Below are 15267 nucleotides of genomic sequence, written 5' to 3' on the forward strand. Positions count from 1 at the left end.
CTTATGCTCGGCTCATGTATTTACGTTCAGCTGTGTTAATGATAACACGGTCACCAGTTGCAATGTACTCAGGAACCTGGATGACAAGACCTGAAGCGAAGCGTGCTGGTTTAGTACGAGCAGATGCAGAAGCACCTTTGATTGAAGGGTCAGTTTCTTCAATCACTAGCTCAACAGAAGATGGTAGTTCAATACCCACTGCAGCACCGTTAACAAGGATAATGTGGATACCTTGTGTATCTTCGTTGATGAACAGCATGTCGTCTTCAACTTCATTGTGCTTGAATGTGTATTGTGAGTAGTCTTCGTTATCCATGAAGATGTGCTCATCGCCGTCAGCGTATGAGTACACAACTGCACGTTTGTTCATTTCTACCGTTTCAACAACGTCATCAGACTTGTAACGCTCATCTACACGTGCGCCCGTGTTTAGATCTGTACAACGCATTTTGTAGATTTTAGCGCCGCCACGACCGCCAGGAGTCGTTACTTCGATGTCTTTAACTAGAAGAGTTTTACCATTAGACTCGATTGCGAAGCCTTTTTTGATTTCACTTGCCTTTGGCATTGTATATTCCTATTCATACTTATTAAGCAAAACTCGGTGATTATAGCGCTAAGTTAGCCGCCTAGCATTAAAATTCATTGCAGAAATTTGTTGTTACTCCCATGACTAAACACCTGAATGGACTTGATTCGGTGAGTTGGCTAAGAGAACATATAGCCCAACTTCTTGAACCATCTGAGAACACGTTTTAAGTCATGTCTCTGCCTGTTATCGATCCTAAACAACCATTTCAACCAGAGTTTGCGCCTTTAATTAGGGAAGTCACCGCTTGTCTCAAAGGTGGACTGGGGCAAAACTTACACAGCGTTTATGTATACGGTAGTGTTGCTCGCAAAACAGCGATCGTTGGGAAGTCGAACTTAGACTTGGTTATCGTTACTCAATCATCCTTTGAGCACAATCGCGCGACTTTGCTCAACACAATTAAGTGGCGTGCGCAGCAGAGTTACTCTCAAGTTAATGGTGTATCGGTCCGTACAGCCTTAGTGAGCGAAGTGGCTAATTTAGATAGTATTTTTACTTGGGGCTTTATGCTTAAGCATTGCTGTGTCTGTGTTTATGGTCATGATCTAGCAGACTGTTTTGGTGATTACGTCCCAAGTTGGGAAATTGCTAAGCACTGGAATATGGATGTGGCAGATTGGATTACGGTGTATCGCAAAAAAATCGTACAAGCGAAGACGATAGAAGAGCAGGTGGCCGCCCAGCGCGTGATTGCTAAAAAGTTACTAAGAGCGTCATACTCTTTGGTGATGTATCGAGATAAACGTTGGTTTGATGACCCCGTAGAGTGTGGCAAGGTATTCTTAACTTATCATCCTGAAAAGCAGCTTGAGATCGAGCGGCTAGAAATTTTACTTTCTGGCCGGGGGATTCCCAAGCGTTCTGTTATCGGGCTAATTGATGCGTTTGGTGATTGGTTAGTCAAACAGTACCAGAAAACAGAGTTTCGTATCGGCTAAAACAACCCCATTTGTGGCGCTGAAAGCCTGTCAAAGTCCGTCCCAATGAAAGGGAGAATCGCATCCGCAACGGGTTTGAGTTGTTTATCAATGTAATGTTGATAATCAATCGGGCTATTGAGGTACTCATAAGGTTCAGGGCCGTTCACGGTAATAATGTATTCAATTCGCCCTTTGTTTTGATACTGTAATGGGCGGCCAAGCTTGGCATTTATCTCATCGGCTAAACGAGCTGCACGCACTTGTGGCGGGACGTTCTTCTGATACTCATGCAGTTTTCTTCGCAGTCGCTTTTGATACACCAACTGTTCATCAAATTCACCGTTGTTAGTTTTCTCAACCATCTCTCGGACATAGTCGCTTGGATCTTCACCATGGAAAATCATGCTATAGAGTGTATTTTGAAATTTCTGTGCTAACGAGGTCCAGTCAGTACGGGCACTTTCTAACCCTTTAAATACAATCCTTTCTTGCTCTCCTTCACCGATTAAACCCGCATAGCGCTTTTTCGAGCCAGTTTCTGCGCCACGAATCGTTGGCATAAGGAATCTGCGATAATGGGTTTCATACTCGATTTCCAACATAGATGTTAGGTTGTACTCAGAACGCAGGTGTTCTTTCCACCAAGAGTTGATGTAATCAACTAATTGATTTCCAACAGCGTCAGCTTCTACTTGACTGTATGGTCGATTCAACGACACGAATGTGGAATCCGTATCGCCGTAAATCACTTGATATCCTTGCTCCTCAATCAGCACCTTAGTTTGCTTCATGATTTCATGTCCGCGCATGGTAATACTAGAAGCTAACCGAGTATCAAAGAAACGACATCCCGATGAGCCCAGTACGCCATAAAAGGAGTTCATGATGATTTTGATTGCCTGAGAAAAAGCTTTTTCATTGTTCTTCTTTGCAACATCACGTGCTGCCCAAAGCTTTTCAATCATTTCTGGTAAAAAGTGTTTCGTACGATGGAACTGCCCACCGCGAAAGCCAGGAACAGCCTCATTATCTTCTTTTCCAATATCGAGTAATAGCCCCTCAACCAAACCCATAGGATCAATCAAGAAAGAGCGAATAATCGATGGATATAGACTCTTAAAATCCAATACTAAAACAGAATCATATAGGTTAGGGATGGAATCCATCACGTAACCTCCGGGGCTGGCAATCCAATTTTCAGGGTGTAGGTTCGGAGCAACGTAGCCTGCTCGGTGTATCTGAGGCATGTATAGGTTTGTGAATGCTGCAACCGAACCGCCGACACGATCCAGTTCGACACCAGTGAGACGAGAGCGCTCTATTGCAAAGTCAAGCAGGTGAGTGTGATTGAAAATCTTATTCACTAACACGCAGTCTTGTAAATTATATTTAGCCAGTGATGGTTTGTCGGAGCGGTACATACGATTGATCTCATCCATGCGGTCATGCACGTTGTGGATTTCTTTACCTTCCCCCAAGAGTTCTTGAGATACAGACTCTAATGACCAAGACCGAAAGTGGTAAGTCGCCGTTTTTAGCGTATCGATACCATCCATCACAACTCGCCCGGGAATGGAGATAAACCCTTGTTGGCTTTGAGATGAACTTCTAAAAAAGCTGGCTTGGTCTGCTCTGCCAAGCATTAGCTTCATGTTGTGCCATTCTGCTCGTTTGTGTAGCAGACGAAAGTCAAAATCAATGACATTCCAACCGACAATGACATCGGGGTCGAATTTTTTAAACCAATCGATGAGTGCTTCTAGAAGCGCCTTTTCATCCTGGACCCATTGTATCGGTGTCTCCGAAGGTTCTGGTTCTCCGATCATGATAACGCGGGAATCCATGACGCTGTCTAATCCGATTGAGTAAAGAATGCCTTTCTCAGAGCATTCTAGATCTAACGAGACAACGTTTAACTTCGGCTCATATTGCCCCGCACGGCATTTTGCGCTCTGGACGCGTTGGTAGCCATTGGTGCGAGTCACATTGCCTGTAAACTCGATACTGCCTTTGATAAAACGCTCCATTAGGTAGCGATCGGCGAGGCGAATATCACTTTCATACGTAGTGATATCTTTTTGAGCGAATGTGTCTTTGAGTGCGAGAGCGTCTCTGGTTACATTGGTATAGCAGGCAGCAAGAGGCGTATGTTCAAACGTTTTGAGATCCAAAAGGCGGATGTCGACGAATATGTTTTTTTCTCGTGCGAGTGTCTTTGCTTGCTCTGAGTGTTTCTGAGCGATGAAAAATACTGGCTTCTCACCATTAATAAGTAACTGAGTAGGACCTGCTTCTGTCGAAAGCCACAGCTCGATTTGAGTTTGACCTTTGATGTCTCGTGCCTGTCGAGTTAGCAGGAAGCCTTGTTGAATATTCAAATGTGAGAAACCTTAGAAAACTTGAAGAACGTTAGTTTAACACTAAGAACTGTAAAAATAACCAGTAAAGAAAGCGTCTCAAATTTTTGCTGGAATTAGTGATTACAAGTTAGTCTTTGGTGCAAGAGGGACAGTGTCATTTTAAGTTATAGCGTGTTTCTCTGGGCAATATGAAACCTAGTTACTTGATTTATTGTACTTAATGTTGTTAATTGTCTTTTCTTAGATTTCGGTTCTGCTCATCACGCTCTAAAATAATAGAGTGGTTTATGAATAAGTTCTTGCTAAAGTTTGCGTTTCAGCACATATTCATAGAAAGCAATTTTTTGTCGATTACGTTAGTATATAGGCAGTCATACTGATATCCACATTTAACAAATAATGGTTATGTGGGTGCAGAACCAATACAAAGTGTGGAGATACAAGTTTGATAAATGTTTTCCTTGTAGATGATCACGAGCTGGTTCGCACAGGGATACGACGTATTATTGAAGACGTCCGTGGAATGAACGTAGCAGGAGAAGCTGACAGCGGTGAAGATGCAGTAAAATGGTGTCGCAGTAATCATGCTGACGTCGTTTTAATGGACATGAACATGCCAGGAATTGGTGGCTTGGAAGCCACTAAAAAAATTCTTCGCGTGAATCCTGATGTGAAAATCATCGTACTTACCGTTCATACAGAAAACCCGTTTCCAACCAAGGTGATGCAGGCAGGTGCGTCTGGTTATTTAACCAAAGGTGCTGGCCCTGACGAAATGGTGAATGCGATTCGTGTAGTTAATAGTGGGCAGCGTTACATCTCGCCAGAGATTGCGCAGCAGATGGCATTGAGTCAATTTTCTCCAGCCTCTGAGAACCCTTTTAAAGACTTATCCGAACGTGAATTGCAGATCATGCTTATGATCACCAAAGGCCAAAAGGTAACGGATATTTCTGAGCAACTTAATTTAAGTCCAAAGACAGTCAACAGCTATCGCTACCGACTCTTTAGTAAATTGGACATTAATGGTGACGTTGAGTTAACTCACTTAGCGATTCGCCACGGAATGCTGGACACCGAGACCCTTTAGCGTGAATCCTCCCTTCGATTCGGCTTCCTTTCTCAAGACAGTAACTCATCAGCCCGGCGTTTACAGAATGTACAACGCCGAAGCTGTTGTAATCTACGTAGGTAAAGCCAAAGACCTTAAAAAGCGCCTTTCAAGCTACTTTCGGAAAAAAGTAGACAGTGAGAAAACTCGCGCGCTTGTCAGTAATATCGCCAAAATAGACGTCACGGTGACTCACACTGAGACAGAAGCGCTGATCTTAGAGCATAACTACATCAAGCAGTATTTGCCGAAATACAATGTGTTGCTGCGAGATGATAAGTCTTACCCTTATATCTTTATTAGCGGTCATAAGCACCCACGGCTTTCTATCCACCGTGGCGCCAAGAAGCGCAAAGGTGAATATTTTGGCCCCTACCCAGATTCTGGTGCAGTAAGAGAAACATTGCATTTGCTGCAAAAGATATTTCCTGTGCGCCAGTGTGAAGACACTGTCTATTCCAACCGAACGCGCCCATGTTTGATGTACCAAATTGGTCGTTGTGCAGGACCATGCGTTAATACCATCATTTCTGATGAAGAATATGCAGAGTTGGTTGGCTTTGTGCGCATGTTTTTGCAAGGCAAAGATCAGCAAGTACTCAAACAACTGATCGAGAAAATGGAAGTTGCCAGTCAGCAATTGCGCTTTGAAGATGCCGCTAAATTTCGCGATCAAATCCAAGCGATTAGGCGTGTTCAAGAGCAGCAGTACGTCTCAGAAGACAGCATGGATGATATGGATGTACTCGGGTTTGCTCAGGAGAATGGTATCGCGTGTATCCATATCCTGATGATACGTCAAGGCAAAGTGCTTGGTAGCCGTAGTCATTTTCCGAAAATCCCACAAAATACAAGCCAGCAGGAAGTGTTCGATAGTTTTCTGACTCAATACTATTTGAGCCATAACGAAGCACGTACAATTCCTTCTCGTATTATTTTGAATCAAGAGTTGGCAGAAGATATTGCGCCAATACAGAAAGCGTTAAGTGAAGTGGCAGGCCGTAAGGTTCATTTTCATACGTCGCCAACTGGCTCTCGAGCAAGGTATCTCAAGCTTTCGAACACGAATGCACTAACGGCGATTACCACCAAAATCAATCACAAAATGACGATTAATCAGCGTTTTCATGCGCTTCGCGAAACATTGAATTTGGAGTCTATAGCTCGAATGGAATGTTTTGATATCTCCCATACGATGGGGGAAAGCACGATTGCGTCATGTGTGGTGTTCAACAACGAAGGCCCCGTAAAGCAAGAGTATCGTCGCTACAACATTACTGGGATTACCGGTGGTGATGATTACGCAGCAATGGGACAAGCGTTGGAGCGCCGTTATTCGAAGCAATTGGACGTAGAGAAAATTCCCGACATCATCTTTATCGATGGCGGTAAAGGTCAGTTAAATCGTGCGCATGACATCATTTCGCAATATTGGGGGGATTGGCCAAAGCGTCCCATCATGATTGGTATTGCAAAAGGCGTTACTCGCAAACCAGGTTTAGAAACGCTGATTACAGTCGATGGGGAGGAGTTTCATTTACCAAGCGATGCTCCTGCGCTGCACCTTATCCAACATATTCGTGATGAAAGCCATAACCATGCTATAGCGGGGCACCGTGCTAAGCGAGGTAAAACCAGACGTACGAGTGCACTCGAAGGGATTGAGGGAATCGGCCCTAAACGACGTCAGGCGTTACTCAAGTACATGGGTGGGTTACAAGAACTTAAACGTGCAAGTGTCGAAGAAATCGCCAAAGTACCGGGAATAAGTCACTCTTTAGCAGAAATTATTTTCCAAGCATTGAAACAATAAGGAAAATCGCGCAACATTAAGCCGCAATGTGTAAGAGAATAATAAAATGCGTTTGAATATCCCGAACATTCTGTCTCTTCTTAGACTGTTCCTAATCCCTGTTTTTGTGGTTGTCTTTTATCTACCTTATTCATGGGCACCGTTTGCAGCAGCAATGGTGTTTTGGGTAGCGGGTTTTACCGACTGGCTTGACGGCATGTTGGCCCGTAAACTTGGCCAAACTTCTCGTTTTGGCGCGTTTATTGATCCTGTCGCTGATAAAGTGCTAGTGGCAACGGCATTGATTCTAATCACGGAACATTATCATTCAATTTGGGTGACCATTCCTGCGGTAACGATGATTGCGCGAGAAATCATTATCTCAGCATTGCGAGAATGGATGGCTGAAATCGGTAAGCGAGCGAGTGTTGCGGTATCTTGGGTTGGCAAAGTAAAAACTGTTTCGCAAATGTTCGCCTTATGGGTGTTGATATGGCGTTACGATGAATGGATGGTTTGGCTAGGCTTTGCGGCCTTGTATGTGGCAACTTTCTTGACATATTGGTCAATGATTCAATATTTGGCTGCTGCGAAAGACGATCTGTTGAATGAAGAGCACCATTAAATTCTGATGTTAGAAAGCAGGCTTAATAGCCTGCTTTTTTGTACTAAGACAATCTACAGCATTTTTTGGCTTCTCTCGCTTTTCAATGCTTGCTAACGGCCATGTTTGCAATTTGTATCTGGGGCTTTTGCTTCGATAGAGTTCTATTTGTGATCTAAGTCTTGTTTTTGTCCTTGGAGAGTCTTAGAGAGGCGAGTCTTCTGATTATTAATACTTCAATGCACGCAACGCACGGCCAGCAGTGTAAGGCGTAGCCAAAGTTTTATGATAAACAAGTGTATTTAAGCGATTTTTAGTATTAAAACTAAGCAATCCATCGCCTTTCGCACAAATTCTAGTCAAACGATTTAAAAAAATAAAAATAGTGTTGACTCGATCGCTCGAATCCGTAGAATGCATCCCGTACCCAAGAGAGCACGGCTCGAAAGGGTGGTGAAAAAGCTTAGCTTTATTCACAAATGAGGCGCCTTGGCAGAGTGGCTATGCAGCGGATTGCAAATCCGTGGACCTCGGTTCGACTCCGGGAGGCGCCTCCATTATTCTTTTGAGAGTGAATGGCTTTCGAGAATAAATGCGACACTAGCTCAGTTGGTAGAGCGCAACCTTGCCAAGGTTGAGGTCACGAGTTCGAACCTCGTGTGTCGCTCCAAATTTTATTGATATGGCATTGGCGATATCAGATGGTGTTTTACTTTTCTGTAAAGGCATCACAAAGAATATTTGTGTGCCCTGGTGGTGGAATTGGTAGACACAAGGGATTTAAAATCCCTCGACGTTCGCGTTGTGCCGGTTCAAGTCCGGCCCGGGGCACCATCTCATATTAAATGCGACACTAGCTCAGTTGGTAGAGCGCAACCTTGCCAAGGTTGAGGTCACGAGTTCGAACCTCGTGTGTCGCTCCAGATTTAAGGCCTAACATGAAAATGTTAGGCCTTTTTCGTATTTTTTGAAAATCTCAAACTTCTTTTCTGTCACAGACTTCGTTAAGTAACGAACCCTTTGTCTCATTGACTCAAGTGATTGTTCATTCTGCCATTGCAATGCATCTTAGCCATTCCTACTAGTCTATGTTTAAACCATCACTTGTGGAGAATAACCACTCTTGCTCCAGGCAAAGCTGTGACGAGAATGCTATCTTTTTAAATGTTCCGGATATAGAAAGGAATGTTTTACGATTAAGCAGCACAACCTTAAACCTCTGTTGGATGAGGTGATGATATCTCAAGAATATTTGTTTAAATAACAGCTGTTTGAGAGAAGCAGAAAAGCATAGCTCATGAATATGAACATGTGAGTTGCAATGGGGTATGTTTTGTTGTGATTTACATCACTGTTACTAATATGAAAAATCGTTGCCAGAAGATTTTATTTTGTGATAAATTCGCGCGCAATCTCGGAGCGTAATTAACAACGTTTGATCTCTGGGGGATACGCGTAGTGACCATTCAAGCTGATTGTGACACTGCGTAGGGTAGGTATCGGCAAAGCCTTTTGTCGATAGACGGGATACTAATGCTGTAAACGCGGCATATTAATGGGAAACCCAACATTGAAACCTTTGAATAAACACACACTAATCAGCTTCATACTGCCGAAATGTCCTGTTTTACAAAACGGGTGCATTACAGAACCTTGATTAATCCCTTTTACATATAAAGTCGCGAGTATCGTGGCGGATGATCTGTATTTGTCATTTATGCACTGACAAATGCGGAGGGGTATTCACACCTCCTGTAATTTCATTCTAATGATTATTAATACAGGATACAGAATTATTATAATTCAAGGGATTATGTAGTATGAGCACTGCCTTTGAAGTCGATAGCAATATCGCAAACATTTTTTCGTCTCAGGTTCCTATCGTTGAGGGAACGTATGACTTAACGCCAGATCAAGTATTGATTGATCAGGCTGAGCATGAATCTGAAGTACGTTCTTATCCACGTCGTTTGCCGATCGCAATTAAACAAGCCTTTGGGTGCTTGGTTGAAGATACGCGTGGACAGATCTTTCTAGACTGCCTTGCGGGGGCTGGCACTCTAGCTTTGGGGTATAACCATCCTGAAATAAACCAAGCTCTGAAAGAGCAATTAGATTCAGGACTGCCATATCAGACGCTAGATATTGCAACATCAGCAAAAACGACGTTTATTCAATCTGTTAAGTCTTTTCTTCCTCAAGAGTTAAGCGAGAACAGCGTTATCCAATTTTGTGGCCCGTCTGGAGCTGATGCGGTTGAAGCTGCTATCAAGCTCGCGAAACAGACTACCGGTCGCAACACTATGTTTGCCTTCCGTGGCGCATACCATGGTATGACTAATGGTACGATGGGGATGATGGGTAACTTAGGCACCAAAGCTCGTCGAACTGGTTTGATGTCGGATGTGCACTTTATGCCTTTCCCATACAACCTGCGTTGTCCTTTTGGGCTTGGCGGTGATGAAGGTGCAAAAGCAAGTATTCGCTATATCGATCGTCTTTTAAACGATGATGAGTCAGGCATTATGAAGCCTGCCGCGATTATCGTGGAGCCAGTGCAAGGTGAGGGTGGTGTTGTTCCTGCGCCAGCATTCTGGCTACGAGAGTTACGTCGTATTTGTGATGAACACGGTATCTTACTGATCTTCGATGAGATCCAGTGTGGTGTTGGTAAAACTGGCTACAATTTCGCGTTCGAAGAGTCGGGCATTGTTCCAGATATTCTGTGTTTATCAAAAGCAATTGGTGGTGGCTTACCAATGTCGCTATTGGTTATCAACAAGCAACATGATACATGGAAGCCGGGCGAGCACACAGGTACATTTCGTGGTAACCAGCTAGCCATGGTCTCTGGTGCGAAAGCATTAGAAATTATCCAGCGTGATAATCTTGTTGAGCATGCCAATATTGCGGGTCAGTACTTGCGCTACGGCCTTGAAAGTATTCAAAAGCGTGTGAACTGTATCGCAGAGGTTCGTGGCAAAGGTTTGATGCTAGGCGTGGAGATTAAAACTCCAAACGGTGAGCTCAATAAATTTGGTGAACCTCAAGCGGATAGTGAACTCACACTTTCTATTCAACGCGCAGCACTCGAGCGTGGCTTGATCGTTGAGAAAGGTGGACGCGAAGGCGCAGTAATTCGTTTCCTTCCTCCTCTTATCATCTCGTTTGAGCAAATCGACTTTGCTTTACGTGTATTTGAAGACGCGATTTTAGCCGCTGGCGGTAGTCACATCGAAACTCAGCCACAAGATGAATGGAAGAAGCATTTCATCCACACTGGAGAGATGGGCAGCAATGAATTTGCTTCGGTGATGAATCACACTACTACGGCAATGAAGTCAGTGTTTGAACAAGTGACTGCACCGTATTCAGGTGTGGATCCAAAAGCATTGGAAGCAGCGATTCACGACGTTGATCTTGATAATGGAAATGCGCCTCTTAAATCCGTTATCGACGATGCTGCTGATCTGGTCGCGAAAAACGCAATTTTTACTCAACATCCAGATTGTATTGCTCACCTGCATACTCCACCGTTGATGCCAGCGATTGCGGCAGAGGCAATGATTGCGGCTTTGAACCAGTCGATGGACTCATGGGATCAAGCTTCATCAGCGACTTATGTTGAACAGAAAGTTGTGAACTGGCTATGCGATAAATATGAGTTAGGTGAAAAAGCGGACGGTATCTTCACGAGCGGCGGCACGCAAAGTAACCAAATGGGTTTGATGCTTGCGCGAGATTGGATTGCTGACAAACTCAGTGCACACTCAATTCAAAAGCTTGGCCTTCCTGAATACGCAGACAAGCTACGTATTGTATGTTCGAAAAAATCCCACTTCACGGTTCAAAAATCAGCGTCTTGGATGGGATTGGGTGAAAAAGCGGTCATGACCGTCGATGCTAATGCCGATGGAACGATGGATGTCACTAAGTTAGACGAAGTTCTCAATCAGGCCAAAGCAGAAGGTTTAATCCCATTTGCCATTGTTGGCACAGCGGGTACAACGGATCACGGTGCTATTGATGACTTAGACTTTATCGCCGATATGGCAGCGAAACATGACATGTGGATGCACGTCGACGGTGCATACGGTGGAGCTCTGATTCTAAGTAGCCAAAAAACACGTCTGAAAGGTTGTGAGCGTGCACATTCCATCAGCGTAGACTTCCATAAGCTGTTTTACCAAACCATCAGTTGTGGTGCGCTATTGGTAAACGACAAGTCTAACTTTAAATTCCTGCTTCACCATGCAGACTACTTGAACCGCGAACACGACGAACTACCGAACTTGGTGGATAAGTCTATTGCGACAACTAAGCGTTTTGATGCGCTCAAAGTGTTTATGACGATGCAAAGCGTAGGGCCAAAAGCACTAGGCGATATGTATGATCATTTGCTTGAACAGACGCTTGAAGTGGCGGACATGATTCGAGATAACAAACACTTTGAGTTGTTGGCTGAACCATCACTATCTACGGTTCTGTTCCGAGCGACACATGAATCAGCGGATCTTGATGAACTGAACAAAACGTTGCGCTTAGAAGCGTTAACACGCGGTATCGCGGTATTGGGTGAAACCATTGTCGACGATAAAACTGCATTGAAATTTACGATTTTGAACCCGTGTCTGACGACGGCGGACTTTGAATCTTTGCTCTCAAAAATCAATACGCTAGCGGCAGAGCTAGTTTAACAAAGGTAACGGAAAACTATGGCAATTCTACAGATTGGTGCAGGCGGCGTTGGCTGGGTAGTTGCACATAAAGCAGCACAAAACAACGACGTTCTGGGTGATATCACAATCGCATCACGTACCGTAGGTAAGTGTGAGAAAATCATCGAATCGATTCAGAAGAAAAACAATCTGAAAGATTCAACTAAGAAATTAGAAGCGCGAGCGGTAAACGCGGACGACGTAGATTCTTTAGTTGCTTTAATTAAAGAAGTACAACCTGACTTAGTGATCAACGCAGGTCCTCCTTGGGTGAACATGTCTATTATGGAAGCATGTTACCAAGCTAAAGTGTCATACCTTGATACATCTGTTGCGGTTGATTTGTGCTCTGAAGGCCAACAAGTACCTCAAGCTTACGATTGGCAGTGGGGTTACCGTGAGAAGTTTGAAGAAGCGGGCATTACAGGTATTCTTGGTGCTGGTTTCGATCCGGGCGTAGTATCGGTGTTTGCCGCATACGCAGTGAAGCATCTGTTCGATGAAATCGATACTATCGACGTAATGGATGTAAACGCAGGCGACCACGGTAAGAAGTTCGCAACTAACTTTGATCCAGAAACGAACATGCTTGAGATTCAAGGCGATTCGTTCTACTGGGAAAACGGCGAGTGGAAACAAGTACCTTGTCACTCACGTATGCTTGAGTTTGAATTCCCGAATTGTGGTTCACACAAAGTGTACTCAATGGCGCACGACGAAGTTCGATCTATGCAAGAGTTCATCCCGGCGAAACGCATCGAATTCTGGATGGGCTTTGGTGACCGTTACCTAAACTACTTCAATGTTATGCGCGACATCGGTCTACTCAGCCCAGATCCACTAACGCTTCACGACGGTACGGTTGTTCAACCTTTGCACGTGCTAAAAGCACTACTACCAGATCCAACATCACTCGCACCAGGCTACACTGGCCTAACGTGTATCGGTACTTGGGTTCAAGGTAAGAAAGATGGTAAAGAGCGCAGTGTATTTATTTACAACAACGCTGATCACGAAGTCGCATACGAAGATGTTGAACACCAAGCTATCTCATACACCACTGGCGTACCAGCGATCACTGCGGCTTTGCAGTTCTTCCGTGGCAAGTGGGCAGACAAAGGCGTGTTCAACATGGAACAACTAGATCCAGACCCATTCCTAGAAACCATGCCATCTATTGGTCTAGATTGGCATGTTCAAGAACTGGAGCCAGGACAACCTGTTATCCATAAATTGAAGTAAGAATTTAGCGACTCTTATTTGTACGTTTAAGCCGATGCACTTGCGTCGGCTTTGTTCGATTTTATAGTGCCTTTGCTAAGGCGAAGGGACGTAAGGTATCAAAATGCAACAAAACGAACTAAAAACGCCATACTTCATGATCAATGAAGACAAGCTGATTGAGAACCTAGAGAAAGCAAAACAGCTAAAAGACATCTCTGGTGTGAAGCTTGTATTAGCACTGAAGTGCTTCTCAACATGGGGTGTATTCGACATCATCAAGCCTTACCTAGACGGAACAACAAGTTCTGGCCCGTTTGAAGTGAAGCTTGGCTACGAAACGTTTGGTGGTGAGACACACGCATACAGCGTGGGTTACAGCGAAGATGACGTTCGCGATGTGGCGGACATCTCTGACAAGATGATCTTTAACTCTCAGTCACAGCTAGCGGCTTATCGTCATATTGTCGAAGGTAAAGCATCGATTGGCTTGCGCCTGAACCCTGGTGTGAGCTATGCAGGGCAAGACTTAGCAAACCCAGCGCGTCAATTCTCTCGTCTTGGTGTTCAGGCTGATCACATCAAACCGGAAATTTTTGATGGTATTGATGGCGTAATGTTCCACATGAACTGTGAGAACAAAGACGTGGATGCGTTTATCGGTTTACTCGATGCTATTTCAGCTCAGTTTGGCGAGTACCTAGATAAGCTGGACTGGGTAAGCATGGGTGGCGGCGTGTTCTTCACATGGCCGGGTTATGACATCGAAAAGCTTGGCCTAGCGCTGAAAGCGTTTGCTGAAAAACACGGCGTGCAAATGTACCTAGAACCGGGCGAAGCGATCATTACCAAGACGACTGACCTAGTGGTCACTGTGGTTGATATCGTTGAGAACGTAAAGAAGACGGCGATTGTCGATTCAGCCACAGAAGCTCACCGCTTAGATACGTTGATCTACAATGAGCCAGCGTCAATTCTTGAAGCATCTGAAAATGGTGAACACGAGTATGTGATCGGCTCGTGCTCTTGTTTGGCTGGAGACCAGTTCTGCGTGGCGAACTTCGAACAGCCTCTAGAGATAGGACAGCGTCTGCATATTCTAGATAGTGCCGGCTACACCATGGTGAAACTGAACTGGTTTAACGGTCTACGTATGCCGTCGGTCTACTGTGAACGCTCGAATGGTGACATTCAAAAACTGAATGAATTTGACTACTCTGATTTCAAACGTTCACTGTCTCAGTGGTCAGTGAAATAAAACGTATTGAGTATTAGAACGACAAAGAGCAGCTGAATTGCTGCTCTTTTTATTGGGGAAGCGTTAAAGGTATGCAGTTAGCTTTCTACAATTACACGAGTGTCTTCACTCAGAGATTCTAACTCATTGGCTATGTCTTCAATTTCTAGCTCGCTAGGTAGTTTTATCGCCATTTTAGCGCTGAATAAGCTAGAGCTTACCCCTCCGCCTCCTGCAATGAATACACGCTGACAATCCATATCTAAAATTGAGATACCTTGATTATCGAGAACGTGAGTAATTTCATTCACAATACCCGCTCTATCGTTGGCATCTAAACGAAGTTGGAAGATAGTGTCTTCACGATATGAGTGAGGCTCAGAGTCGACGAACCTAACAACAAGAGTCTGACAAGAAGAGAACGCTTGTTTAACGATGTCGGCATTTTCTCTTGGAAGCTCTACTTTGATGACACCTGCAACTTGGTCTTCGATAAAGTTTACTTTGCTGATCAGCCATTTCCCGCCGTTTTCGTGTGTGATTGCAGCGAGCTCTTTAATCGTGGCGGGTGACGCTTGTCCGACAAAATTAACAATAAATACGGTGTTCATAATGTCCCCTCCTGGAATCAAGGTTTGGACGCAGTACGAATAAACGTGCTACTTAAGTTATTGGAATAAATCCTTTTATTTAGTGTAGGTGCTAAGGGCGG

General features: G+C 44.3%; 10 protein-coding genes and 4 tRNA genes. 11 read left to right on the plus strand and 3 right to left on the minus strand.

Annotated elements, in window-relative coordinates; translation table 11 throughout:
* Nucleotide 1 precedes the first annotated feature (1 nt).
* On the minus strand, nucleotides 2-568 hold the full coding sequence (gene yeiP / locus R7M72_RS04035) for an elongation factor P-like protein YeiP (RefSeq protein ID WP_005376801.1): 567 nt from the start codon (nucleotides 566-568) through the stop codon (nucleotides 2-4).
* 194 nt (nucleotides 569-762) lie between these two features.
* Between yeiP and R7M72_RS04040 the strand changes: the two genes are divergently transcribed.
* Complete coding sequence (locus R7M72_RS04040) at nucleotides 763-1530, plus strand: nucleotidyltransferase domain-containing protein (RefSeq protein WP_213912319.1); 768 nt, start codon at nucleotides 763-765, stop codon at nucleotides 1528-1530.
* On the opposite strand, the gene R7M72_RS04045 is transcribed toward R7M72_RS04040, so the two are convergent.
* A complete protein-coding gene (locus R7M72_RS04045) occupies nucleotides 1527-3890 on the minus strand; it encodes a DNA polymerase II (RefSeq protein ID WP_025767269.1) in 2364 nt (787 codons plus the stop codon). The two genes, R7M72_RS04040 and R7M72_RS04045, sit on opposite strands and share 4 nt — an antisense overlap.
* A 427-nt stretch (nucleotides 3891-4317) precedes the next feature.
* Between R7M72_RS04045 and uvrY the strand changes: the two genes are divergently transcribed.
* The 10 genes from uvrY to nspC all read left to right on the plus strand — a co-directional run bounded on the left by uvrY (nucleotide 4318) and on the right by nspC (nucleotide 14576).
* Nucleotides 4318-4962, plus strand: a complete 645-nt coding sequence (uvrY, locus tag R7M72_RS04050; protein WP_005386783.1) for a UvrY/SirA/GacA family response regulator transcription factor — start codon at nucleotides 4318-4320, stop codon at nucleotides 4960-4962.
* Between the two features lies 1 nt (nucleotide 4963).
* Nucleotides 4964-6796, plus strand: coding sequence for an excinuclease ABC subunit UvrC (gene uvrC, locus R7M72_RS04055; protein ID WP_082240156.1), 1833 nt, complete (start codon nucleotides 4964-4966; stop codon nucleotides 6794-6796).
* 46 nt (nucleotides 6797-6842) lie between these two features.
* Nucleotides 6843-7400: a CDP-diacylglycerol--glycerol-3-phosphate 3-phosphatidyltransferase gene (pgsA, locus tag R7M72_RS04060; RefSeq protein WP_005394805.1), complete on the plus strand. Its 558-nt coding sequence runs from the start codon at nucleotides 6843-6845 to the stop codon at nucleotides 7398-7400.
* Between the two features lie 462 nt (nucleotides 7401-7862).
* Nucleotides 7863-7936 (plus strand) — tRNA-Cys (locus tag R7M72_RS04065).
* A 37-nt stretch (nucleotides 7937-7973) separates the two neighbouring features.
* Nucleotides 7974-8049: transfer RNA gene (locus R7M72_RS04070), tRNA-Gly, on the plus strand.
* 77 nt (nucleotides 8050-8126) lie between these two features.
* Nucleotides 8127-8213 (plus strand) — tRNA-Leu (locus R7M72_RS04075).
* Between the two features lie 13 nt (nucleotides 8214-8226).
* A tRNA-Gly gene (locus R7M72_RS04080) sits at nucleotides 8227-8302 on the plus strand.
* 897 nt (nucleotides 8303-9199) lie between these two features.
* A complete protein-coding gene (locus R7M72_RS04085) occupies nucleotides 9200-12076 on the plus strand; it encodes a pyridoxal phosphate-dependent class III aminotransferase (protein ID WP_065274670.1) in 2877 nt (958 codons plus the stop codon).
* Between the two features lie 18 nt (nucleotides 12077-12094).
* Nucleotides 12095-13339: a carboxynorspermidine synthase gene (locus R7M72_RS04090; protein ID WP_012841628.1), complete on the plus strand. Its 1245-nt coding sequence runs from the start codon at nucleotides 12095-12097 to the stop codon at nucleotides 13337-13339.
* Between the two features lie 103 nt (nucleotides 13340-13442).
* Nucleotides 13443-14576, plus strand: a complete 1134-nt coding sequence (nspC, locus tag R7M72_RS04095) for a carboxynorspermidine decarboxylase (protein ID WP_053306579.1) — start codon at nucleotides 13443-13445, stop codon at nucleotides 14574-14576.
* Between the two features lie 77 nt (nucleotides 14577-14653).
* On the opposite strand, the gene R7M72_RS04100 is transcribed toward nspC, so the two are convergent.
* Nucleotides 14654-15166: a glycine cleavage system protein R gene (locus R7M72_RS04100; RefSeq protein WP_005376814.1), complete on the minus strand. Its 513-nt coding sequence runs from the start codon at nucleotides 15164-15166 to the stop codon at nucleotides 14654-14656.
* Nucleotides 15167-15267 lie beyond the last annotated feature (101 nt).

The sequence above is a fragment of the Vibrio sp. YT-18 genome (assembly GCF_033337345.1).
In the GTDB taxonomy this organism is placed as follows: Bacteria; Pseudomonadota; Gammaproteobacteria; order Enterobacterales; family Vibrionaceae; genus Vibrio; species Vibrio alginolyticus.

What these genes read in the sequence shown, in the direction of transcription:
- yeiP (WP_005376801.1), bottom strand. Translation starts at nt 568, where the DNA reads ATGCCAAAGGCAAGTGAAATCAAAAAAGGCTTCGCAATCGAGTCTAAT.
- R7M72_RS04040 (WP_213912319.1), top strand. Translation starts at nt 763, where the DNA reads ATGTCTCTGCCTGTTATCGATCCTAAACAACCATTTCAACCAGAGTTT.
- pgsA (WP_005394805.1), top strand. Translation starts at nt 6,843, where the DNA reads ATGCGTTTGAATATCCCGAACATTCTGTCTCTTCTTAGACTGTTCCTA.
- R7M72_RS04085 (WP_065274670.1), top strand. Translation starts at nt 9,200, where the DNA reads ATGAGCACTGCCTTTGAAGTCGATAGCAATATCGCAAACATTTTTTCG.
- R7M72_RS04090 (WP_012841628.1), top strand. Translation starts at nt 12,095, where the DNA reads ATGGCAATTCTACAGATTGGTGCAGGCGGCGTTGGCTGGGTAGTTGCA.
- nspC (WP_053306579.1), top strand. Translation starts at nt 13,443, where the DNA reads ATGCAACAAAACGAACTAAAAACGCCATACTTCATGATCAATGAAGAC.
- R7M72_RS04100 (WP_005376814.1), bottom strand. Translation starts at nt 15,166, where the DNA reads ATGAACACCGTATTTATTGTTAATTTTGTCGGACAAGCGTCACCCGCC.